General features: G+C 65.1%; 16 protein-coding genes. 9 read left to right on the top strand and 7 right to left on the bottom strand.

The genetic code is table 11. From position 1 onward, the window contains the following. Positions 1–67 precede the first annotated feature (67 nt). Positions 68–697, top strand: a complete 630-nt coding sequence (locus tag AC3IQ7_RS20210; RefSeq protein WP_034754929.1) for a LysE family translocator — start codon at positions 68–70, stop codon at positions 695–697. Here the strand turns inward: AC3IQ7_RS20210 and AC3IQ7_RS20205 are convergent. Continuing rightward, positions 660–1,382, bottom strand: a complete 723-nt coding sequence (locus AC3IQ7_RS20205; RefSeq protein ID WP_489207153.1) for a YceI family protein — start codon at positions 1,380–1,382, stop codon at positions 660–662. The two genes, AC3IQ7_RS20210 and AC3IQ7_RS20205, sit on opposite strands and share 38 nt — an antisense overlap. A 550-nt stretch (positions 1,383–1,932) precedes the next feature. Further along, a complete protein-coding gene (locus AC3IQ7_RS20200) occupies positions 1,933–4,626 on the bottom strand; it encodes a M1 family metallopeptidase (protein WP_489207152.1) in 2,694 nt (897 codons plus the stop codon). 261 nt (positions 4,627–4,887) lie between these two features. Between AC3IQ7_RS20200 and AC3IQ7_RS20195 the strand changes: the two genes are divergently transcribed. Further along, a complete protein-coding gene (locus AC3IQ7_RS20195) occupies positions 4,888–5,511 on the top strand; it encodes a glutathione S-transferase family protein (protein ID WP_099378646.1) in 624 nt (207 codons plus the stop codon). 45 nt (positions 5,512–5,556) lie between these two features. Here AC3IQ7_RS20195 and AC3IQ7_RS20190 read toward each other — a convergent pair whose 3' ends face one another. The 4 genes from AC3IQ7_RS20190 to AC3IQ7_RS20175 form a co-directional block, all read right to left on the bottom strand. Next, the gene (locus tag AC3IQ7_RS20190) at positions 5,557–7,662 is read right to left on the bottom strand and encodes a prolyl oligopeptidase family serine peptidase (protein ID WP_489207151.1); all 2,106 of its coding nucleotides are present in this window, start codon (positions 7,660–7,662) and stop codon (positions 5,557–5,559) included. Between the two features lie 179 nt (positions 7,663–7,841). Then, positions 7,842–8,492, bottom strand: a complete 651-nt coding sequence (locus tag AC3IQ7_RS20185; RefSeq protein ID WP_489207150.1) for a hypothetical protein — start codon at positions 8,490–8,492, stop codon at positions 7,842–7,844. A 3-nt stretch (positions 8,493–8,495) separates the two neighbouring features. Further along, complete coding sequence (locus tag AC3IQ7_RS20180) at positions 8,496–9,140, bottom strand: DUF4304 domain-containing protein (protein WP_489207149.1); 645 nt, start codon at positions 9,138–9,140, stop codon at positions 8,496–8,498. A 141-nt stretch (positions 9,141–9,281) separates the two neighbouring features. Beyond that, a complete protein-coding gene (locus tag AC3IQ7_RS20175; RefSeq protein ID WP_489207148.1) occupies positions 9,282–10,985 on the bottom strand; it encodes a CehA/McbA family metallohydrolase in 1,704 nt (567 codons plus the stop codon). Positions 10,986–11,309: 324 nt separating this feature from the next. On the opposite strand from AC3IQ7_RS20175, the gene AC3IQ7_RS20170 reads away from it, so the two are divergent. The 7 genes from AC3IQ7_RS20170 (at position 11,310) to AC3IQ7_RS20140 (ending at position 22,042) form a co-directional block, all read left to right on the top strand. Beyond that, positions 11,310–12,605 carry an MFS transporter gene (locus tag AC3IQ7_RS20170; protein WP_489207147.1) on the top strand — a complete coding sequence of 432 codons (1,296 nt, stop codon included), beginning with the start codon at positions 11,310–11,312 and terminating at the stop codon, positions 12,603–12,605. A 10-nt stretch (positions 12,606–12,615) separates the two neighbouring features. Further along, complete coding sequence (gene nirB, locus AC3IQ7_RS20165) at positions 12,616–15,168, top strand: nitrite reductase large subunit NirB (RefSeq protein WP_489207146.1); 2,553 nt, start codon at positions 12,616–12,618, stop codon at positions 15,166–15,168. 12 nt (positions 15,169–15,180) lie between these two features. Then, the gene (nirD, locus tag AC3IQ7_RS20160; RefSeq protein WP_099378652.1) at positions 15,181–15,534 is read left to right on the top strand and encodes a nitrite reductase small subunit NirD; all 354 of its coding nucleotides are present in this window, start codon (positions 15,181–15,183) and stop codon (positions 15,532–15,534) included. Beyond that, positions 15,531–16,757 (top strand): NAD(P)/FAD-dependent oxidoreductase, encoded by a 1,227-nt coding sequence (locus tag AC3IQ7_RS20155; RefSeq protein WP_489207145.1) that lies wholly within the window; start codon positions 15,531–15,533, stop codon positions 16,755–16,757. The genes nirD and AC3IQ7_RS20155 overlap by 4 nt, the downstream gene beginning before the upstream one ends. Positions 16,758–16,779: 22 nt before the next feature. Then, the gene (locus AC3IQ7_RS20150) at positions 16,780–19,449 is read left to right on the top strand and encodes a molybdopterin-dependent oxidoreductase (protein ID WP_489207144.1); all 2,670 of its coding nucleotides are present in this window, start codon (positions 16,780–16,782) and stop codon (positions 19,447–19,449) included. 62 nt (positions 19,450–19,511) lie between these two features. Further along, complete coding sequence (gene cysC, locus AC3IQ7_RS20145) at positions 19,512–20,042, top strand: adenylyl-sulfate kinase (RefSeq protein ID WP_099378655.1); 531 nt, start codon at positions 19,512–19,514, stop codon at positions 20,040–20,042. Then, complete coding sequence (locus tag AC3IQ7_RS20140) at positions 20,015–22,042, top strand: diguanylate cyclase domain-containing protein (RefSeq protein ID WP_489207143.1); 2,028 nt, start codon at positions 20,015–20,017, stop codon at positions 22,040–22,042. Before cysC ends, AC3IQ7_RS20140 begins: the two co-directional genes overlap by 28 nt. Here the strand turns inward: AC3IQ7_RS20140 and AC3IQ7_RS20135 are convergent, their stop codons facing one another. Then, on the bottom strand, positions 22,043–22,963 hold the full coding sequence (locus AC3IQ7_RS20135; protein ID WP_489207142.1) for a pyridoxal-phosphate dependent enzyme: 921 nt from the start codon (positions 22,961–22,963) through the stop codon (positions 22,043–22,045). Between the last annotated feature and the right edge of the window lie 74 nt (positions 22,964–23,037).

Raw genomic sequence — 23,037 nt, 5'->3', positions numbered from 1 at the left:
GCAATTTCATGTCCTGCAGGCATGGCGCCCGCTCCGGTATCATGGCGCCTTTGCCCGCGAGATCTTCATGCTCAGTCCCGACCAGTTCCTGGCCTTCCTGGCCGCCGCCGTCCTCATTACCGCCAGTCCCGGCCCCGACAACCTGATGGTGCTGGGCGTGGGCATGTCGCGCGGGCGCCGCCAGGGCATGGCGTTCGGCCTTGGCTGCGCCCTTGGCTGCCTCACGCACACCGTGCTGGCGACCATCGGCGTGTCCGCCCTGCTGGCCGCCTCGCCCACCGCATTTACCGCGCTGAAAGTGGCTGGCGGGCTATATCTGGTGTGGCTGGGCATCGGCGCCTTGCGCAGCCGTGGCGGCGCCAGAGTCGATGGCGCGGCCGCCTTGCCGGACGAGTCCCTGCTGCGCCTGTTCGGCAAGGGCTTGTTTGCCAACAGTATCAATCCGAAAGTCGTGCTGTTTTTTCTCTCCTTTCTGCCGCAGTTCATCGTCGCGGGCCAGGGCAATGCCAGCTGGCAGACGGCGCAACTGGGCCTGGTCTTCACGGCGCAGGCTTGTGTGCTGTTCGGCCTGCTCGGCTATTTTTCCGGCGCCGTCGGCCTGTGGCTCAACCGCCGCCCGCGCGCCGGCCTGTGGCTGGACCGGGTGGCCGGCACCATTTTCATCGGCCTGGGCTTGCGCCTGATCCTGGCGCGCTGACCTCCTGCCGGGCGGTGATGCGAAACGCCAGTTCTATCTGATCCTGCACGGCCATGGCGCCGCCCAGGACGGCAAACGGCACGATGCCGAAGTCGCTCTGTTTCAGCAGCAGGCTGCCGCTGGCCTGCAGGCGGCGTCCATCGGCCGCTTGCTCGATCCGCACCGGCAGCTGCACCGTGCGCGTCACGCCATGCAGGGTGATGTTGGCGTCAAACACCTCATTGTTGCCCGTGCGGCGCGCGTCGATGCCCACCCACGGATAGCGTTCTGCCTCGAGCACGCGCACCAGCATGTTGTGGCGCGTGCCAGCGATGGCGTCGGCCGACGGCGTCGTCGTCAGGCCTGCCGCCTGGCGCAGGTTTGCTTCATCCACACGCAGCTCGTCGAGCCGGAAGCGGAACTGCGCGCGTCCCAGCGCGGGCGCCACCACGCCTTGCAGGCTGCGGCTGGCCACCACGTGGTCATGCCCGAGCCGCGCCAGCGCGCCGCCGCGGCGCACGGTGATGGTCAGCAGGGATTCTTCGGGCGCGATGTGCAGCAGGTGCACGCCTTGCCGCTGCCACGGCGGCGCGGGGATGGTGGCAGGAGCGGCCGGTGCAGGAGTTGGTGTGTGCGGCAAGGGCGTGCAAGCGGCCAGCACGGCGCAGGCAAGCAGAAAAACGGTGCGAAGGTTCTGGCTGAACATGGGGCAGACGGGGCAAGGGCGATGGGGGAATAGTACGCGATCCGCACGGCGGCGCGCGTGCAATCTTAGAGCTGCGTCATAAGGCGGTCATATGGCGCTGTTATGATGCTTTTGTTGGCACACAGCATGCGGTGCGCAAATCACTACGTTCCGGGAGCGATAGGATGCAGGCATGACTCAACAGCTTAGCCGGTGAGCTCAACCATCGGCACCAGACAGGCTGGCGCGGCAGGAAATATTGCCACGCGGGCAAGCAAAGCGGGGAAAAACAGGAAACGGCCAGCGATTTAATGAAGTCCTAAGCCTGCCCGAGGGAAGGACTGGCATAGTGGATACATGGCGCACGGAAACCCCGGGCGCAAGGTTGCCGGACACCTCAATGACCGGCACGATTTCCACTTTTTCATGTGTTTTCCGTTTTATCCCTGCGCTCTGAAACAGCGTTTCAACCGGCTACCGCACTTTGCGAAGCCGGTTTTTTTTGCCCGGATTTTCGTACTGGGCTGGAAAATGCCCGGCGCCGCCGTCCTGCGGCGCCGGGCGCGGGCGCTTAGCCCGTTTGCTTGGCCAGCCACGCATCGACGGCCGGCAGGCGCTCGGCGCGCACCTTGATGCGGTACTTGATGCCGGCCACGGAACTGTCGGCGTCGCCGCGCGCGCTGGCCGGCAGGTTGGCCTGCGCATATGCTTCCAGCTTGGCGATCATGTCCGGCTGCGCCGAACCGGCCGCCAGGCGCGGGAAGTAGCGGCTGCGCGAACTGGCGTCGACGCGCGCATTGACTTGCTCCAGGTGCGCCAGCGCGAAGTCGAAGGCCAGTTCCGGATGCCTGCGCGACACGCGCGAGATCATGGCCGGGCTGTTGGTCACGCCTGGTTCATCCGTCAGCGCCAGCGCCAGTGCGCGCTGCGCCAGGGCCGCATCGTCGGTCGACGCCAGCAGGTCGTACAGCTGGTTCTTGACCAGCGGCGTCTTTTCCTGCTGCGCCTTGGCGTGCAGCTGCTCCCAGGTGGCGGCATCCGCATGCTGGGCCACGACGCCCAGGATGGTGCGGCGCAGCGGTGCGGGCATGGCGGAGGGATCCTGTTCGCTGGCCGCGTAGCGGCGGCGCGCTTCCGCGATCACGCCCGGTTCGCCCATGTCGCCAAGGATGGCAATCAGGCGCCCGCGCAGGGTCGCCACGCTGGACGCTTCGCCGGCACGCGCTTCCCAGCCCGTCTGCGCCATCATCGGTGCCAGGCGGGCCATGGCGAAGCGGCCGAAAGCCTGCTGGCGCGCAGGGTCGCCCGCGTATTGCTCATACAGGCCGTTCAGCGATGCGGCCACCCGGCCCAGCACTTGCGGGTCGGCCGACAGCGGCGTGGCCTTCACCAGTTCCAGGAAGCCGGCCGGGTCCTGCAAGCCCGCCATGCCCAGCGACTGGCTGTCCGCCAGCAAGCCCAGTTGGTCGATCGGCGCCAGGCGCGCGAAGCTGCCCGCCAGCGCGCGCGTGCCGGTGGGCGCATACAGGGTGCGGTAGTAGCCGCTCTGGCCCGCGTTCACCAGCAAGGCGCCGCAACCGGGCACGTTCAGGGTCGCCTTGCCATTCTTGAGCACCACCTTGGCCAGCTTGCCGTTGCCGACCGTCGAAGCGATGACGGGCACGCGCCACGACAGTGGTTTCTTGTCCGGCTGGTCCTTGGAAAATTCTGTCTGCGTCAGGGTCACGCGCGTATTGCCCTTCCTGCACACGGCCTCGCCCACGGTGATCATCGGCACGCCCGGCTGGAGGGTGAAATCATGGGCGATGGCGCTGACGGGCTTGCCCGCGGCCGCATCGACTTCGCGCCACAGGTCGTCCGATACTGTATTGCCATACGCATGCTTGCGCATGTAGCTGCGCACGGCCGTGCGCCACGTGTCGGCGCCCACGTACGCTTCGAGCATGCGGATCACCGCTTCGCCCTTCTGATAGGTGATGCCGTCGAAGGCCTGGCTGGCCTGTTCCACGGTGGCGATGCGCTGCACCACCGGGTGCGTGGTGCGCAGCGCATCCTGGCTCATGGCCGATTCGCGCCCGCCCACGTTGGACAGGGCCGTATTCCACTCGGGGTGCAGATGCTCCGTGGTGCGGCTTTCCATCCACGACGCAAAGCCTTCGTTGAGCCACAGGTCGTCCCACCAGCGCATGGTGACCAGGTCGCCGAACCACTGGTGCGCCATTTCATGCGACAGGGTGGTGTAGATGTTTTCCTTGTCGGTCTGCGTCGAGATGGTCGGGTCGAGCAGCAGGCCGTATTCGAAGGTGAACACGGCGCCCCAGTTTTCCATGGCACCGAAGAACTGGCTGCGGCCCGGTGCGGCGATGTTGTCAAGCTTGGGCAGCGGATAGCGCACGCCGAAGTAATCGTTGTACTCGCGCAGCAGGGCTGCCGATTCGTCGAGCGCGAAGCGGCTTTGCGCCAGCGCACCCTTCTTCGTGATGACGCCCACTTCCGTGCCGTCGCTCATGGCCGTGGCGCGCTCGAAGTCGCCCAGGCCGAAGAACAGCAGATACGTCGACATGCGCGGCGTGGTGGCGAAGTACACGTGCTTCATGCCATTGCCCAGCTCTTCGCTGCTGGCGATCGGCATGTTACCGACGGCCATCTGGTTGCTCGGTACGATCACGTCCAGCGCGAAGGTCGCCTTGTAGTCCGGCTCATCCCACGACGGCAGCATGCTGCGCGCGTCCGAATTCTCGAACTGCGTGTACAGCGCGCGCTGGCGCCCTTGCGGCGTGTCATAGTCGAGCGAAAACAGGCCCGTGGCCTGCGTGCCGATCTTGCCGGTGTAGTCAATGCGCAACAGGTATTCGCCCTTGGCCAGGGGCTCGGCAAAATGCACGGTGGCCGTCTGCTTGTCCGCGTCGATATCGATCTTGCGCGTCACCTGCTTGCTGCCGCCTGCGCCTTCGATGGCGGCGGCGGCAAACGCCAGGTTCAAGGCATTGAAAGTGATGCTGCTGGTCGGTGTGTCGACGGCCACCTTGATGGCGGCTGCGCCCTTGAAGGTCGAGGCGGCAGCGTCCGGCGTGATCGACAGGATATAGTGCAAGGGCGTGACGCCGCGCGGCAACTGCGTGGTGGTGCCAAGGGCGTGGCTGGCCGACGCGTATTTGGCGGCGGGGGCGGCGTGGCCCGGGATGACGGCGGTGATGGCGGTCAGTGCCAGGACGGCGGCGGCCAGTTGGCTGCGGCGGAAACGCGGAGTCGGTGTGCGATGCATGGTATGCCCTTCGTTCATGGGTAAAACGCCCGCCAGCCGGGTAGGCTGCGAGCGTTGATGGCGGTAGCGGGACATCGCTGGAACTGAAAGCCAGCGTTCCCGTACAGCAATCTAAGTGGAAACGGGGGCAAAGTCAACGCGCCAGGAGGGCGCAGCATGGCGGTGCGCTGGTATGATGGGCGCCTGACCGCCTTGCCACGGGCCGATGCCGTACCTGACTGTCGACCACCATCCACCACTACAACGAGACGAGACCTGCACATGAAACTGACTATCAGCCCCCGCACGCCCAATCCGCGCCGCGTTACCATGTTCATTGCCGAAAAAGGCATCACCGGCATCGAGGAAGTGGCGCTCGACCTGATGGCGGGCCAGCACCGCGATCCCGCCTTCCTGGCGAAAAACCCGCTGGGTCGCGTGCCCGTGCTGGAATTGGCGGACGGTCGCGTGCTGACCGAAACGCGCGCCATCTGTACTTACCTGGAAGGCTTGCAGCCGCAGCCGAACCTGATGGGCGAAGGATTCGAGGAACGCGCGTTCATTGAAATGGCAGACCGCCGCGTGGAACTGCATTTGTTCAGCGCCGCCGCCAACTGGGTGCGCCACGGCCATCCGGCCCTGGTGGCGCTGGAAAACCCGCAGTTTCCCGATTTCGCCACGGCGCAGGCGGGCAAGCTGCGCGAGACGGCGCAGTGGCTGGACCAGGTGCTGGCCCAGCAGCCGTACATCGCCGGCGAGCGTTTCACGATTGCCGACATCACGGCCTTCTGTGCGCTGGAATTCGCGCGTGGCCTGATGAAGTACCGTCCCGGCGCGGAAGGCTTGCTCAACCTGCAGGCTTACCGCGACCGCATTGCCGAACGCCCCAGCGCGCAGGCGAAGTAACCGGGTAGGTCGGATTGGCGGGATGCGTAATCCGACACCACCCCATTACTTCAGCTGCTCCAGCAGGAAGGTGTAGGTCAGCGCCCACATCAGCGCCTGCTGGTCGTTGTTGGCCGCGCCCGCGTGGCCGCCTTCCGTGTTTTCCCAGTACAGCACGTCGTGACCTTGCTCTTCCATCTTGGCCACCATCTTGCGCGCATGGCCAGGGTGGACCCGGTCGTCGCGCGTCGAAGTGGTAAACAGCACGCGCGGATATTTCTTGTCCCTGAAGACGTTCTGGTACGGCGAGTACTTGCTGATGTACGCCCATTGTTCCGGCACGTCCGGGTCGCCGTATTCTCCCATCCACGAGGCGCCCGCCAGCATCTTGTTATAGCGGCGCATGTCGAGCAGCGGTACCTGGCTGACGACGGCGTTGAACAGGTCGGGACGCTGCACCAGCACGGCACCCGTCAGCAGGCCGCCATTGCTGCCGCCCATGATGCCCAGGTGGCGCGGACTGGTGAGCTTGCGCTTGATCAAATCCTGTGCCACGGAGATGAAATCGTCATACGCACGCTGGCGGTTTTCCTTCAATGCCGCCTGGTGCCAGCGGGGGCCGAATTCGCCGCCGCCGCGGATATTCGCCAGCACGTACACGCCGCCCTTTTCCAGCCACGCCACGCCCGTGGTGCCGCTGTAGCTCGGTTTCAGCGACACTTCGAAGCCGCCGTAGCCATACAGCACGGTGGGATTGCTGCCGTCGAACTTGGTCTTCTTGCCCATGATGGCGAAATACGGCACCTTGGTACCATCCTTCGACGTCGATTCGAACTGCTCCACCTTGTATGGCGCCGCGTTATAGTAGGCCGGCAGCGACTTGATTTTCGTGCGCTTGTCGCTCTGCGCCGTGGCCAGGTACAGGGCGGTCGGGTTGAGGAAGTCGGTCACCTTCAGGAAGTACTGGTCCGAGTCGACGGGATCGAGCGCGCTGACGACCAGGGTGCCCAGCTTCGGCGCATCGACGGCGCGGCGCTGCCACTTGCCGTTCACGTGGCGCAGCTCCGTCAGGCGGTTCTTGACCTTGTCCAGGGTCGTCACGAGGATGGCCGATTTCGTCGCCGTGACATTGTCCAGCGAAGACGTGGCCGTGGGTGCGTACAGCACTTCCAGTTCCTGCTTGCCTTGCATGAAGGCCTTGAAATCCGTGGCCAGCAAGGAGCCTTGCGCATAGGTCTTGCCGTTGACTTTCCAGTCCGAGCGCAGGGTGATGACCAGCTGGTCGCGCACGGTGAAGGCCGTGGAGTCGTCCGGTTTCGGCACCTTTTTCAACTCGGCGCCGTCGCGCAGGAACATTTCGCCGCTGTAGAAATCGATTTGCCGCTCGATGAACTGGTGTTCGTGGCCGGGAGTGAAGTCCTTGTAGGCGCCGGCGCTCAAGTCGTCGGGTTTGGCTTCGTACAAGGTTTGCGCCTGTGCCAGCGGCGTGCCGCGCTGCCACTGCTTGATGATGCGCGGGTAGCCGGAGCTGGTCATCGAGCCAGGGCCGAAATCGGTGGAAACGAACAGGGTATCCTGGTCGATCCAGCTGGCGCTGCCCTTCGCTTCGGGCAGGGTGAAGCCGCCTTCGACAAAGGCGCGCTTGGCCACGTCGTATTCGCGTACCACCTTGGCGTCGCCGCCGCCGCGCGACAGGGAAATGAGGCACCGTTCGCCCTTCGGATACAGGCAGGAGGCGCCGCCCCAGACCCAGTTTTCACTCTCGCCGGCGGCCAGTTGGTCGAGGTCGATCACGGTTTCCCAAGTTGGCTCGGCCAGCTGGTATTGCGCCAGCGTGGTGCGTCGCCAGATGCCGCGCACGTGCTGGGCATCGCGCCAGAAGTTGTAGTAATACTCGCCTTCCTTGCTGACATCGGGAATGCGTTCCTTGGAATTGAGGATGGTTTTCAGGCGCGCCTGCAGGGCGGGGAAGCCGGGCTGGCCTTCCAGTTCCTTGGTGGCGACGGCATTGTGCTGCTTGACCCAGGCCAGCGGCTTGTCGCCGAGGACGTCTTCCAGCCACAGGTGGGGATCGGTGTTGGCGGCGGCGGGCGTGGGTGCTTGTGCATGGGCGATGCCCGCTGCGGCCAGGCCGAGCAGCATGCTGCCGGCGAGAGTGCGATATGACGACATAGTGGGTTCCTGGTTGGTCCGAGGGAGGCCGCGTTGCAGGCAAAACGGCGCAGCCATGGTGCCATGGATTGCTGTGAGGAACCAGTGTCTACGGATGACTATTTAAAAAATAACATGTTTTTCCAATATTGTTTGCTGGAAAAGAGCGAGACCGCAGAATCTGCGGCGTGTGGCGCGCTTCAGGATGCGTCAGGTCCGCTCAGGGCGCTCACGGTAAGCCGCGTTTTTTCGACATCGCCGCCGTCGCAGTGATAAATCCACAATGCTTCGTTGTCGCGGCTGTCGATGAACAGGATGCGCGTGTTTTCCTCGCCGATGGACAGGCAATCCGCCAGCTCGGCAAGACTGAACGGTGCTGCCTGCTTCGAACCTGTTCCCGCCGCTTGCGCCAGGGTCTGCGCAAAGCCTGCCAGTTGCCGGACTGCCAGATACCGTGTGCCATCGACCTCGACGTCATGACACAGCGCGTCCAGGCTGTACAGCGTGAAGGGGTCTTCATCCGTGAAAATCGCCACGTCGGGACGCGACTTTCCGCTGCGGAGGTGAGCGAGATAGGCCTGGGGCAGGGCTACTTCTTTACTTGCCAGCAATTTCTCCAGCTGCTTGCCGCTTTTCTTCGCGACCTTGGGGGTGACGGCTTCGCAAGCCTGCGCTGTCCAGGCGACTGGATTGAACTGGAATATCCTTGAGCATGCGGGGCAGTGCAGGAACATGAAGGTCATGTTCTTGCCGATGGCCGATTTCAGAAAATCGCCATCGGCCGCATCGAGTGCGCTGCTGTCAAAATGATGGCCGCAGGCGTCGTGGTAGGGGCAAGTGATCTTTGTCATGGTTCAGATTGGTGTGGCATTGAAGTAGCGTTCCATACGCAAAGCGATCTCCTCTTTTTCTTGCGGATAAGATGCCTTGGGGTTTCTTTCCCAGTAGGCAATGCCTTCGTTCAAGGCCCACAAGGCTTTTTCCTGCTTGCCGGCCATCAGATAAAAATCGCAGGCCCTGGCATGCGAGTCGTGCGCTTCAACCAGGGCCAGGGCCGCATTTTCCCAGTTGGACCGGTGGTCGAGCCAGGGAATGGCCAACTCCAGCAGATTGTCCCGCAGGCAGACCATGACTGTTGCCCGATGGACCGGATCGACCAGCTGGTGTTCTTTGTCCTCCTTGACATCGATGACAGGGAATTGCCAATTCGGGATATTCCAGTCCGCCACGCCGCCAACGATATTGTTGACAGGTTCACGGCCGTAGCGTGCCTTGTGCCATGTTGTATAGGATCTGGACGAGACCTGATAGTGGCTCCAGAATGCCACGCAGACATCCTCTTCATTATGGCGGTTGGCCTGGAAATGGATGGCCTGGACGAATTCGTCCTTTGCTCGCTTGAAGGTCAGCTGGCTTGGCGAGAACTTGAAGCCCGCTGCGGTCAGCGGCTGCAGCAAGAACGCTTCAATATTGGTGATGATCAGCTCTTTTGGTTTCATGCTGTTCCCTGGCATTGACGGTTGCGCCGCCTTGCTGTCAAAACGGCGCTGCCATGTTGCCATAGATCAGTGCGAACGCATCTTGCGGCGGGCAATCGTGCGAGGGAAAACCGGCTTTTTTGCTATTGGCGGGGTGGCCGATCACGGCAACTGATTGACCCACACGGGTGCCGACCAGACGATGTTGCCATCGTCCTGCGTCAGCCGCGCGTAATAGAAATGGGGGCCGGGCGCGGGCGTGACGGTGAACTCGGCCTGGTCCGACACTGGCGTAACGGAACCATTGTTGCCCGGTACGCCGTGGAAAATGGCGACGGCGGCCGCTTGCCGCCCCGCGCTGTTGCTGAAATGGGTGGCCAGGTGCAAGGGGCCGTGGTTGTCGAAACGCTCGCCCATCAGCTTGCCATTGGCCGTAAACAGCAGTTGCGCGTGCTTGTCCATGGTGGCAAACACGCGGCGCGCGCGCAGCGCTTCGAGGAAGCCGTCGCGTGAAACGGGCGTGCCGGCGGCAGGGCTGGTTACCAGCACGGCCGTGCGGTTGCCATACGACGCCCCCCAGTTGGCGCAGTGATTGTCCTGGTTGCTGCTGAACGCAACGTGGTAGCCGGCCGCCAGCGCCCGGTTGCAAGCCGCTTCGTAATTGCTGCGCCGCGTCTCCGTTTCCTGGTCGTTGATGGAAAACGCGGAGGTGTTCATGACTTCGCACAGCACCATGGCCGCGTCGCCGTCCGGCGTGTAGCCCAGCGCCTGGTCGCCGACGAGGAACTGGCCCGTTTGGGCCGGGTGGTTGAACTGGCCGACCCAGCCCCGCTCGCGCATCAGCGTGTACAGGCCCGCGTAATCGCCCTTCGGCGTTTCCACGTCGGCCAGCAACTCGCCCAGGGCATTCCTTTCCCAGCCCAGCAACTGTTCGCTATTGAAAATGTTCAGGTGGCCGCCCTTGTTGATGACGCCCCATTCCATGCCGTACAGGGCCAGGAAACCGGGGTGGGCGGCGGTATACGCGGCCGCTTCGGCCAGGCCCGTCTGGTACAGGGTTGTCGCTTCGGCAGCGGTGGCAGCTGGGTTGGTGCCGTCGGAACCGTCATACATATGGTTGTGCTCGGACGTCAGCAGGGCGTCGAGGCCGTGTTCTTGCGCATACTTGTAGGCATCGATGGGGCCGAAGGGCGCCGTTTGCGGGTCTTGCGCGCCATGGCAGGCATCGAGTGCCGCGCCGCCGTCGCTGTGGCGCGTCTGGCTGTGCAGGTTGGCGTAGACGAGGCGATAGTCGGACTGGCCTTCCAGACTGGGTAGTTGTTGCAGGCCGGTCTGGAAGGCGGGCACCCTGGGCGCCGTGCTGGCGCCCCGTTGCACCTGGACGTGCCATTGCTGTTCCATCTGCATCTCTTGAGGCGTGCCAGGATCGGCCTCGGCAAGCAGGCGCAACTGGTACAAGCCGTCCGGCGCCAGCACCCTCCGTTCGCGCGCATCGGCGTCGGCGCGGCCATCCCAGGGCACGGTAACGCTCTTGCCACCAGCCCCCACCTGCTCCGTGCCCGACCAGCGCCGCAGTACAGCGCCTTGCGGGCCGGGTCCGGACAAGGTCAAGCTCCAGCGCACCGCATGGGTGCGGCCTGCGTCGGGATAGGCGAGGCGAACAATAAATGTGCGTGACTGCGAGGTACGCGCCTGCGTCGTCCGTGCACCGGCCGTGGCGCGGAAGGGAGCGACGACGGTGGCATCGAGTTCGCTGTGTTCCTTCGGCTCTTGGGTGGCGGCAGTGTTGCTCCATGTAATGAGCAGCAACCCGGCCCACGCGCAAACCAGCCACGGCGGCCGCCAGCGGCGCAATGTCTTGACCATCGTGCTCTCCCGCGTCTGCTTCGAATGGTATTTAGACAAGGGTTGCCACTTGCTGGTTCCCGCATGCACCAGCAAGTGGCGCGTTTGCACCGTGATTGGCCATGATCTGGCGCAAACCTCGTATCGATAAGGGCGTCTGCCCGTGCGGCAAGCTGGCACGGCGCTTGCTAGACAAGAGATACGGATCAACGGCGATCCCCTGAATAAACGCACAACGGTCCAACGACGGACCACATGGACAACGGCGTCCGCCCAGGCTGATTTTTTTCATCGGCGGGGGCGGGCGCCGTTTTGTTTTATCAACGGGATACTTCGGGAACCTATATGGCCAGCCAAAAAGCAACGCGCATCGCGCTCTTCTCCCTCGCCACGCCGCCCATGCGCGCATTCCATCTGACGTGGATGGCATTTTTCGTGTGTTTCTTCGCCTGGTTCGCCTGCGCTCCCCTGATGCCTGTCATCAAGGGCGAGTTCGGCCTTTCCTTGGCGCAAGTGGCGAACATCAATATCGCGGCCGTCGCCATCACCATCCTCGTGCGCCTGATCGTGGGACCCTTGTGCGACCGCTACGGCCCGCGCAAGACGTACACGGGCTTGCTCTTGCTGGGCGCCATCCCCGTGCTGGGCGTGGCCGCTTCGCAAAGCTATGAAAGCTTTCTGTTCTTCCGCCTGGGCATCGGCGCCGTCGGCGCCAGCTTTGTCATCACGCAATATCACACCTCCGTGATGTTCGCCCCGCGTGTTGTCGGCACGGCCAACGCGGCCGCCGCCGGCTGGGGCAATGCGGGCGGCGGCGCGGCACAGGCGCTGATGCCGCTGCTGCTCGGTGCCGTGGTGATGCTGGGCGTGTCCGAATCGCTGGGCTGGCGCGTGGCCTTGCTGGTGCCGGGCGTGCTGATGCTGGTGATAGCGGCCCTGTACTGGCGCTATACGCAAGATTGCCCTGAAGGTAATTACTCGGACTTGCGCGCCGCCGGTACGGCCATCGAGGGTGGTAAAAAGGGGGGCTGGGACAGCTTCAAGGCGGCCAGTTCCAACTACCGCGTCTGGCTGCTGTTCGTTACCTACGGCGCCTGCTTCGGCATCGAAATCTTCATCCACAACATCGCCGCCGTGTATTACGTCGACCATTTCGGCCTGTCCTTGAAATCGGCCGGCCTGGCCGCCGGCAGCTTCGGCTTGCTGGCCCTGTTTGCCCGCGCCTTGGGCGGCTGGATGTCGGACAAGCTGGCCCTGCGCGGCAACCTGAACAGCCGCGTCACCCTGCTGTTCATGCTGATGATCGGCGAAGGCGTGGGCCTGCTGTGGTTTGCGAAAGTCGACAGCGTCACCTATGCCGTCATCGCCATGCTGGTCTTCGGCCTGTTCACCCATATGGCGTGCGGCGCGACCTATGCACTGGTGCCCTTCATCGACAGCAAGGCGCTGGGCGGCGTGGCCGGCATCATCGGCGCTGGCGGCAACGTGGGCGCCGTGGCGGCCGGTTTCCTGATGAAGGGTACGGGCGACATCCGCCAGACCCTGATCATCTTGAGCGCGCTGGTGGTGATCTCGGCCCTGTGCGCCATCGCCGTGCGCTTTACCCGCGAAGCGGCAGAGCCGAACATGGCCGCGGCCTGAGGAGATAGCAATGAACCACCCCCTGAACATCGTCGTCCTTGGCCATGGCATGGTCGGACATAAATTCCTTGAACGGCTGGCGCTGGAGAACAACACGCGCCTGTCCGTGACGGTCTTGTGCGAAGAGCCGCGCCCCGCCTACGACAGGGTGCACCTGTCCGAATTTTTCAGCGGCAAATCTGCCGAGGACCTGTCCCTGGTGGCGCCCGGCTTTTTCGACAAGGACAACGTCGTGTTGAAACTCAATGCGCGCGCCGTGTCCATCGACCGCGTGGTGAAAACCGTCACCGTCAGCACGGGCGAAGTCTTGAGCTACGACAAACTGGTGTTCGCCACAGGCTCGACGCCGTTCGTGCCGCCTCTGCCGGGCAAGGAGAGGGATGGCTGCTTCGTCTACCGCACCATCGAAGACCTGGAAGCCATGCTGGCCTGGGGTGGAAAGTCAACAACTGGCGTGGTGATCGGCGGGGGATTGCTGGGCCTTGAATGCGCGAAAGCCTTGCGCGATTTGAAGCTCGATACCCATGTGGTGGAATTCGCGCCGCGCCTGATGGCCGTGCAGGTGGACGAGGGCGGTGCGCGCGTCCTGCGCCGCAAGATCGAGGAACTGGGCGTGACCGTGCACACGCAAAAGAACACCCTGGCCATCGTCGATGGCGAGGCGGCCACGCACCGCATGCAGTTTGCCGATGGCAGCCACCTGGAAGCGGACATGATCGTCTTTTCGGCCGGCATCCGTCCGCGCGACGAACTGGCGCGCGCCTGTGGCCTGGAGGTGGGGCCACGGGGCGGCATCGCCATCGACGACAGCTGCGTCACGTCCGACCCGGATATTTACGCGATCGGCGAATGCGCGCTGTGGGGCGGCCTGGTCTTCGGCCTGGTGGCGCCCGGCTACGAAATGGCCCGCATCGCGGCGCGCCATGTGTTGCAGGAAGAGGGCGAAGCCTCGTTCAAGGGCGCCGACATGAGCACCAAGCTCAAACTGATGGGCGTGGACGTTGCCAGCCTGGGCGACCCGCACGGCAATGCGCCGGGCAGCCGCTCCTACCAGTTCATGGATGAACGCAAGCAGATCTACAAGAAAATCGTCGTCTCCGATTGCGGCAAGTACCTGCTGGGCGGCGTGATGGTGGGCGACGCCAGCGAATACGGCACCTTGCTGCAGATGATGCTCAATAAGATCGAGCTGCCGGAATTTCCCGAATTCCTGATCCTGCCGCAGGCCGATGGCCAGCAAAAGGTGGGCCTGGGCGTGGACGCCTTGCCCGAGTCGGCGCAAATCTGTTCGTGCAACGATGTGTCGAAGGGCGCGCTGTGCGCGGCCGTCGCCGATGGCGCCACCACCATCGGCGCCCTGAAAAGCTGCACCAAGGCGGGCACCGCGTGCGGCGGCTGCGTGCCGCTGGTGACGCAGATCATGAAGGCGGAAATGCAGAAGCAGGGCCTGGCCGTCAACAATCACGTGTGCGAACACTTTGCGTACTCGCGCCAGGAACTGCACCACCTGGTGCGGGTCGGCAAAATCCGCAGCTTCGGCGCGCTGCTGGCGGCGCATGGCCAGGGTCTTGGTTGCGACGTGTGCAAGCCCGTGGCGGCGAATATCCTCGCCTCGTGCTGGAACGATTTCGTGCTGTCGCCCGTGCACGCCAGCCTGCAGGACAGTAACGATTACTTCCTCGGCAATATCCAGAAGGATGGCACGTATTCCGTCGTGCCGCGCATGCCGGGCGGCGAAGTGACGGCCGACGGCTTGATCGCCGTGGGCATGGTGGCGAAAAAATACGGTCTGTACACAAAAATCACGGGCGGCCAGCGGGTCGACCTGTTCGGCGCGCGCGTCGATCAATTGCCGGCCATCTGGGAAGAACTGATCGCGGCCGGCTTCGAATCTGGCCACGCTTACGGCAAATCCTTGCGCACGGTGAAATCGTGCGTCGGCTCCACCTGGTGCCGCTACGGCGTGGCCGACAGCGTGGGCTTTGCCATCCAGCTGGAAAACCGCTACAAGGGCTTGCGCACGCCGCACAAGATCAAGTTCGGCGTCTCCGGCTGCACGCGCGAATGCGCCGAGGCGCAGGGCAAGGACATTGGCCTGATCGCCACGGAAAAGGGCTGGAATTTGTACGTGTGCGGCAATGGCGGCATGAAGCCGCGCCATGCGGAACTGATCGCCTCTGACCTCGATGAAGCCACCCTGGTGCGCTATGTCGACCGCTTCCTGATGTTTTACGTGCGCACGGCCGACCGCCTGCAGCGCACCAGCGTGTGGCGCGACAATCTGGAAGGCGGTCTCGATTACCTCAAGCGCGTCATCATCGACGACAGCCTGGGCATGGCGGCGGAACTGGAAGCGGACATGCAGCACGTGGTCGACACCTACGCCTGCGAGTGGAAGGAAGCCGTGTCCAACCCCGCCGTGCGCCAGCGCTTCCGCCACTTCGTCAACAGCGAGAAGAACGATGAAAACGTGGTGTTCGTCGAAGAGCGGGGTCAGATCCGGCCCGCCACTGAAACTGAACGCCGCAGCACCGTGATCCCCATCCTTGCCGTGGAGGCTTGAGCCATGAATACGATGAATGAACTGTCCGGCGCCACCGCCGACAACTGGGTGGCCATCTGCCCCTTGGCCGACATCGTGCCCGACACGGGCGTGTGCGCGCTGCTGAATGGGCGCCACGTGGCCGTCTTCCGCGTCGGCGATGCGGCGCCGCGCGTGTACGCCATCGATAATGTTGACCCGAACGCGGGCGCTTCCGTGCTCTCGCGCGGCCTCGTGGGCAGCATCGGCGAGCGCGTCGTGGTGGCGTCGCCCATCTACAAGCAGCACTTCGACCTGGCCAGCGGCGAGTGCATCGAAGCGCCTGAACACTCGGTTGCCGCCTGGCCCGCGCGCGTGTTTGCCGACATGGTGTGGGTGGCCATATGAACACCGCCGCGCGGCCGTCTTTAGTCGTGGTTGGCAACGGCATGGCCGGCATGCGCACGGTCGAGGAACTGTTGAAACTCGCGCCGGACCTGTACGACATCACCGTGTTCGGCGCCGAACCGCACGGCAATTACAACCGCATCCTGCTCTCCCCGGTGCTGGCCGGCGAAAAGTCGGTGGACGACATCATGCTGCACACGCGCGACTGGTATGCGCACAACGGCATCACCCTGCATGCGGGCGACCCCGTGGTGCGCATCGACCGTCAGGCGCGCACCGTGCAAGCGCTGTCCGGCATCACGGTCGCCTATGACCGCCTGCTGCTGGCCACCGGTTCCACGCCCTTCATCGTGCCCGTGCCAGGCCATGCGCTGCCCGGCGTGATCGGTTTTCGCGATATCAGCGACGTCGACACCATGCTGCAGGCGGCGCGCACGCACCGCCACGCGGTGGTCATCGGCGGCGGTTTGCTGGGACTGGAAGCGGCCAACGGCTTGCAGCGCCAGGGCATGGACGTCACCGTCGTACACATGAGCGGCGCCCTGATGAACCAGCAGCTGGACGCACCCGCATCGATGCTGCTGAAATCGGCGCTGGAGGCGCGCGGCTTGCGTTTTCTGATGCACGCGCAAACGTCCGCCATCATGGGCAGCGCCCGCGTGGAAGGCGTGCAGTTTGCGGACGGCAGCAGCATCCCCGCCGACCTGGTGGTGATGACGGCAGGCGTGCGCCCCAACATCGCGCTGGCGCAAGCGGCCGGCCTGCACTGCGAACGCGCCATCGTCGTCGACGACTGCCTGCAAAGCTATGACCCGCGCGTGTACGCCGTGGGCGAATGCGTGCAGCACCGGCGCGCCACTTTCGGTCTGGTGGCACCCATCTGGGAGCAGGCGCGCGTGTGCGGCGCGCACCTGGCCGGCGCGGGGCACCGCCGCTACGTGCAGCAAGCCAGCGCCACCAAATTGAAAGTGACGGGCATCGACCTGTATTCGGCCGGCGACATCATCGGCGGCGAGGGCAGCGAGGACCTGGTGCTGCGTGATCCGCGCCGCGGCGTCTACAAGCGCCTGGTGGTGCAGGGCAACCGCCTGGCCGGCGCCGTGTTGTATGGCGACGTGCAGGACGGTCCCTGGTATTTCGACCTGATCCAGCAGCGCCGCGACATCAGCAAGCTGCGCGCCCATTTATTGTTTGGCCAGGCGCTGTGCGCCCAGGCCGCCTGACAGCGACCAACAGGATACTTTCATGACTAGCTGCACGCCCGTGAAAACCACTTGCCCGTATTGCGGCGTCGGCTGCGGCGTGGAAGCAACGCGCCTGCCCGACGGCGCCATCCGCATCGCCGGCGACGCCGCGCACCCGGCCAACCAGGGCCGCCTGTGCGTGAAAGGCTCGGCCCTGGGCGACACCCTGGACTTGGACAAGCGCCTGCTGCAGCCGCAGGTGCGCGTCGATGGCGTCCTGCGGCGCGCTTCCTGGGATGCCGCGCTGGACCAGGTGGCCGGCGGCTTGCGCGCCATCATCGCCGAACACGGCCCCGACGCCGTGGCCCTGTATGTCTCGGGCCAGTTGCTGACGGAAGATTATTACGTCGCCAATAAATTCATGAAGGGCTATGTGGGCAGCGCGAATATCGACACCAATTCGCGCCTGTGCATGTCGTCGGCGGTGGCGGGCCACAAGCGCGCGTTCGGCGAGGATATCGTGCCGGGCTGCTATGACGACCTGGAACTGGCCGACATGGTGGTGCTGGTGGGCTCGAACACGGCCTGGTGCCACCCGATCCTGTTCCAGCGCATCACGCGTATCAAGGAAAGCCGGCCGCACATGAAACTGGTGGTGATCGACCCGCGCCGCACGGCCACCTGCGAGCTGGCCGACCTGCATCTGCCCGTGAAACCGGGCACCGACGTGTGGCTGTTCAACGGTTTGCTGTGCTATCTGGCGAAGGAGGGCGTGATCGCCGATGATTTCGTCACGCGGCACAGTTCGGGTCTCGACGAGGCATTGGCGGCCGCCCATGTGGACTGCGACGATCCCTTGCAGGTGGCGGCCATCTGCAAGGTCGACCCGCTTGCCTTGCTGGCGTTTTACCAGGCGTTTGCCGCCACGCGCAAGGTGGTCACGGCCTTTTCGCAGGGTGTGAACCAGTCGTCTTCCGGCACGGACAAGGTCAACAGCATCATCAACTGCCACCTGGCGACGGGGCGCATCGGCCAGCCCGGCATGGGACCGTTTTCCCTCACGGGCCAGCCGAACGCCATGGGTGGGCGCGAAGTGGGCGGCCTGGCCAATATGCTGGCGGCGCACCTCGATCTCGACAAGCCGGCGCATCGCGAGGCCGTGCAAACCTTCTGGGACTCTCCGCGCATCGCCGACAAGCCTGGCCTGAAGGCGGTGGACCTGTTCCAGGCCATCGAGGCGGGTAAAGTCAAGGCCGTGTGGATCATCGCCACCAATCCGCTGGTCAGCATGCCAGACGCCGACCAGGTGCGCCGCGCGCTCGATAAATGCGAGCTGGTGGTGGTGTCGGACATCAGCGCCGGGTCGGACACGAACGCGCATGCCGATGTGCTGCTGCCGGCCCTGGGCTGGGGCGAAAAGGATGGCACGGTGACCAATTCCGAGCGGCGCATCTCGCGCCAGCGGGCGTTTCTGCCGGCGCCCGGCGCAGCGCGCGCCGACTGGGACGTGCTGTGCGATGTGGCGCGGCGCATGGGCTTTGGCGGTTTTGACTTCACGTCGCCGCAGGCCATCTTCGATGAACATGCGCGCCTGTCCGCTTTCCGCAACGAGGCGGAAACGGCGCGCCTGTTCAACCTGTCGCACCTGGCGGCGCTGAGCGCTGCGCAATACGACGCCTTGCAACCGCAGCAGTGGCCGCAGGGCCAGGCGCGCCTGTTTGGCGATGGCCGCTTCGCGCATGCGGACGGCCGTGCGCGTTTCGTGCCCACGGCGCCGCGCGCGCCGCGCAACATGCCCGACGAAGACTATCCACTCATCCTGAATACGGGCCGGGTGCGCGACCAGTGGCATACGATGACGCGCACGGGCAAGGCGGCCAGGCTGTCGGGCCATATCGCCGAAGCCTTCATCGACCTCCACCCGCAGGATGCGCTGCTGTACAGCGTGCGCGAAGGCGAGCTGGCGCGCATTTCCAGCGCCTGGGGCGCGATGGTGGCGCGCGTCGTGCATGGCGGCGGCATCGCGCGCGGCCAGGTCTTCGTGCCGATCCACTGGAGCGACGCGAATGCGTCCGATGCGCGCGTGGGCGCCGTCGTCAACCCGGTCGTCGACCCTGTCTCGGGCGAACCGGAATTCAAGCATACCCCCGTGCGCATCGAGCAGTTCCGCGTGCACTGGCATGCGTTTGTCCTGAGCCGCACGCCCTTGGACCTGGACGGCGTGGCGCACTGGACGCGCATTCAGGGCGAGCAATTCCTGCGCTACGAACTGGCCGGCCGCCAGCGCATCGAAGACCTGGGCGCCTGGGCGCGCGCGCTGCTCGGCGTCACGGACGACAACGCCGACTGGCTCGATTATGCGGACGCCAGCGCCGGCGTGTACCGCGCCGTGCACCTGGACGAGGGGCGCATCGCGCAATGCGTGTATGTTTCGCCCCGTCCCGACCTGCCGTCGCGCAGCTGGCTGGCGGGCCTGTTCGCGCACGAGCAGCTCGATGCTGCCGACCGCGCAGGCGTGCTGCTGGGCCAGCCCATCGGCAAGGGCATGGATGCCGGCCCCACCGTGTGTTCGTGCTTTGGCGTGGGGCGCAACACCATTTGCGCGGCCATCGTGGAACAAAAGCTGACGACGACGGCGCAGGTGACGGCCTGCGTCAAGGCCGGCGGCAATTGCGGCTCCTGCGTGCCCGAGATACGACAATTGCTGCTGGAGGCGCGCAGCGCAGCCTGATAATCTGTCCTTTCCCGCGCGGCTTTGTTATATTGCCAGCTCTACAAGAGAGAGGCAGTGTAATGACAGCAGGACAACACGACACGGTCTGGCTGACGGGCTTGAGCGGCGCCGGCAAGACCAGTATCGCCCTGTCGCTGGCGCAGGCGCTCAAGGCGCAGGGCCGCGCCGTGACGGTGCTCGACGGCGACCAGCTGCGCCATGGCTTGAACCGCGACCTGGGTTTTACGCCCGAAGACCGGCATGAAAATATCCGCCGCACAGCCGAAGTGGCGCGCCTGATGAACGGGGCGGGCCTGACCGTCATCGCCGCCTTCATCTCCCCCTCCCGCGCTGACCGGGCCATGGCCGCCGCCATCATCGGTACGGCGCATTTCATCGAAGTCCACGTCAGCACGCCGCTGGCCGTGTGCGAGGAACGCGATGTCAAGGGCCTGTACGCGAAGGCGCGCGCGGGGCAGATCGCCGAATTCACGGGCGTGTCGGCCCCCTACGAAGCGCCGCTGGCGGCCGCGCTGACCCTGGATACGGGCACCCTGGCGCTGGAAGAGTCGGTCGAGCGTCTGTGCCGCCATTTGCAGCTGCGGCCGTGACGACCTGGCGCAAATGGCTGCGCCGGCACTTGCCCGCCAGTCTGAAGGCGCGCATGAGCGTCGTCGTCTTCCTGCTCGTGCTGGGCGCGGTCGCGTCGCTGGCGCTGGCCACCCTGGCCGTGGCCGAGCGCGGCATGCGCGACGTGACGGGGCGCCAGCAGTACGTCTCGCTGTCCAGCGCCGCCGTCTTCATCGATGAAGAACTTGACGCGAAGCGCAATGTGCTGCGCGCGATGGCAGACAGCCTGGCGGCCGGCGGCGCGCACGACGGCGCCAGCCTGCAGCGTTTCCTGGCCGCGCAAACGGTGCTGGGCAAGGAGTTTTATTCGGCCGGTGTGGTCGGCATCGACGGCGTCGTCCTGGCCAGCGTGAGTCCCTTCAAGCCGCAGGCGGGGCTGAACGTGAAGGGCCGTCCGTACTTTGAACAGACGCTGGCGACCCGGCGCTCGGTGATTTCCGCACCGCTCAACGGCAGCATTTCCGGCATGCCCATCGTCGTGGTGACGCAGCCCGTGTTCGACGCGCAGGGCGGCGTGCGCTATGTGCTGGCGGCCAGCGTGAACCTGCGCCAGCCCGATTTCCTGGGCCGTCTCGGCGCGCTCAAGCCGGGTCCGGGCGGCTATCTGTACATCATGACCAGCACAGGCGTGATCGTCGAGCATCCCGACAAGTCGCGCATCATGCAGCATATCGAAGCACATGGCCCCATCAGCGTACCCACGCGGCGCGCCATGCAGGGCTTCGAGGGCTGGCTGACGGGCACCACCACGCAAGGCGTCGATGCGCTGTTTGCCTACCACCGCATCGCCTCGACGGGCTGGATACTGGCGTCCGTCTATCCCATGAGCGACGCGTTCGCGCCGCTGCATGCCATCCGCAGCAAGATCCTGCTGGCCGCCGTGCTGCTGGCGGCGCTGGCGGGCCTGGCCGGCTGGCGCGTGGTGTTGCGCCTGTTGCAGCCATTGGCGCGCTTGCGCCACCAGGTGCATGAGATTCGCCGTCATCGCCTGGGTATCGATGTGCTGCAAATCGAGCGGCGCGACGAGATCGGCGACTTGAGCCGCGACTTTTATTCGCTGGTGGCCGAGCGCGAAATCGCCGAGGCGCAGACGCGCGACGGCGAGCGGCGTTTGAAACTGCTGACGGACCATGTGCCCGTGGTGATCGTCTATATCGACCGCGAGCACCGCTACCAGTTCATCAACGCCACGTTCGAGAAATGGTTCGGCCGGTCGCAGCAGGAAAGCCTGATGCAGTCGATCCGCGAGGTGCTGGGCGAGGAAGCGTATCAAATGCGCGAAGCCTACCTGCGGCGCGCCTTTGCGGGCGAGGAGGTCGAATATGAATTCACCCTCGGCGGCGAGGGAGACACTGGCATGCGCGCCTTCCAGACCAGCTACGTGCCCGACGTGGGCGAGAGCGGCGCGGTGGAAGGCGTGTATGGCCTGATCCACGAAATCACCAAGACCAGGGCGGTGCACACGGCGCTGCAGTTTGCCGCCGCCACCGATACCCTGACGGGCATCGCCAACCGGCGCCGCTTCGACGAGCAGCTGGCGCAAAGCATGCAGCGCACGCGGATCGCGCGCGCGCCGATGGCGCTGGCCTATCTCGATATCGACCGTTTCAAGGCCATCAACGACAGCCTGGGACACAAGGCGGGCGACGAGGTGCTGAAGGAATTCGCCGCACGCCTGGTGCGCAGCGTGCGCGCCAGCGATCTGGTGGCGCGCCTGGCCGGCGATGAATTCGTGATTATTCTGGAAGGCGTGAACAGCGCGGCCGAAGTGCGCCAGATCGGCGCCAAGATCATCGACGCCATCCGCCAGCCCTTCGACCTGGCCAGCGGCCCGCTGCCGGTGACAACCAGCATCGGCATCGCCATCTTCCGTGAAGGCGCGCTGACGCCGGCGCAGTTGCTGGACCTGGCGGACCAGGCCCTGTATGCCGCCAAGGGGCAGGGCCGCGACGGCGTGGCGCTGCTCGAGGCGGCGCCCTAGCTACGACAGGGTGGTGCTCCAGTGGTCGAGCTGCTGCGTGGTGGCGGTCACGCCGCCGCAGACGATGACGAGCACCTTGCGGTAGGGCGCCAGTTCCGGCGCCTTGCCGTAGACGGCCGCCAGCGCCGCGCCGCAGGCCGGCTCCACCACCAAGCGCTGGTCGGTGATAAAGCGCTGGCAGGCGTCGACGGCGGCACGGTCCGACACTACCACGCTGTGCAGCAGGCGCGTCTGGCTGATGGCAAACGCCTGTGCGCAGACCTGGCGCGCGGCCAGCGAGGTGGCGATGCTGCTCACGGCCGGCAGGGCCACGTGCTCGCGCGCGGCCACTGCGGCCGCCAGCGAGGCCGCGCCTTGCGTTTCCACGGCCACCAGCGCCACGTCATCCCAGCCATTGCGTTGCAAGCCTTCGGCCACGCCGGCCAGCAGGCCGCCGCCACCCACCGACAGCACCACGGCGTCCGGTTTCAGGCCCGCGCGCGCCACTTCATCGATCATGCCGGCGTGGCCCTGCCACAGCAGCGGGTCGTCGAACGGGTGCAAAAAGGCGTCTTGCGGCGTGAGCATGGACTGCGCCAGCGCGTTCGCTTCCTGCCACGCTGCGCCGTGCACGATGACTTCGGCGCCTTCCTGCGCGATCAGGGCCTTGGCCCGTTCGCTGGTGGTTTCCGGCACGACGACGATGACGGGAATGCCCAGCTGGCGTCCCGCATAGGCGACGGCGATGCCGGCATTGCCGCCGGAAGAAGAGATGAAACGGCTGGCGCCGCGCCGCGCGTATTCTTCGCAGGCGAGGCCGATGCCGCGGATCTTGAAGGAGCCGGGCGGCTGCAAGGCTTCGAGCTTGAGCCAGATGGCGCGTTCGCTGTGCAAGCTCAGGGCGCGCGAGTTGAGCAAGGGAGTTTCGATGTGCAGTGCCATGCATGTTCCTGGTAAACAGTCAGGCCAACATCATAGCCGAAGCGCCCGTGGCTAGGCCCCACGCTTGCCGGCGT

Source organism: Janthinobacterium sp. GL_088 (assembly GCF_057837845.1).
The sequence above is the reverse complement of the archived record's forward strand: the minus strand, read 5'-3'. Positions and strand labels throughout refer to the sequence as shown.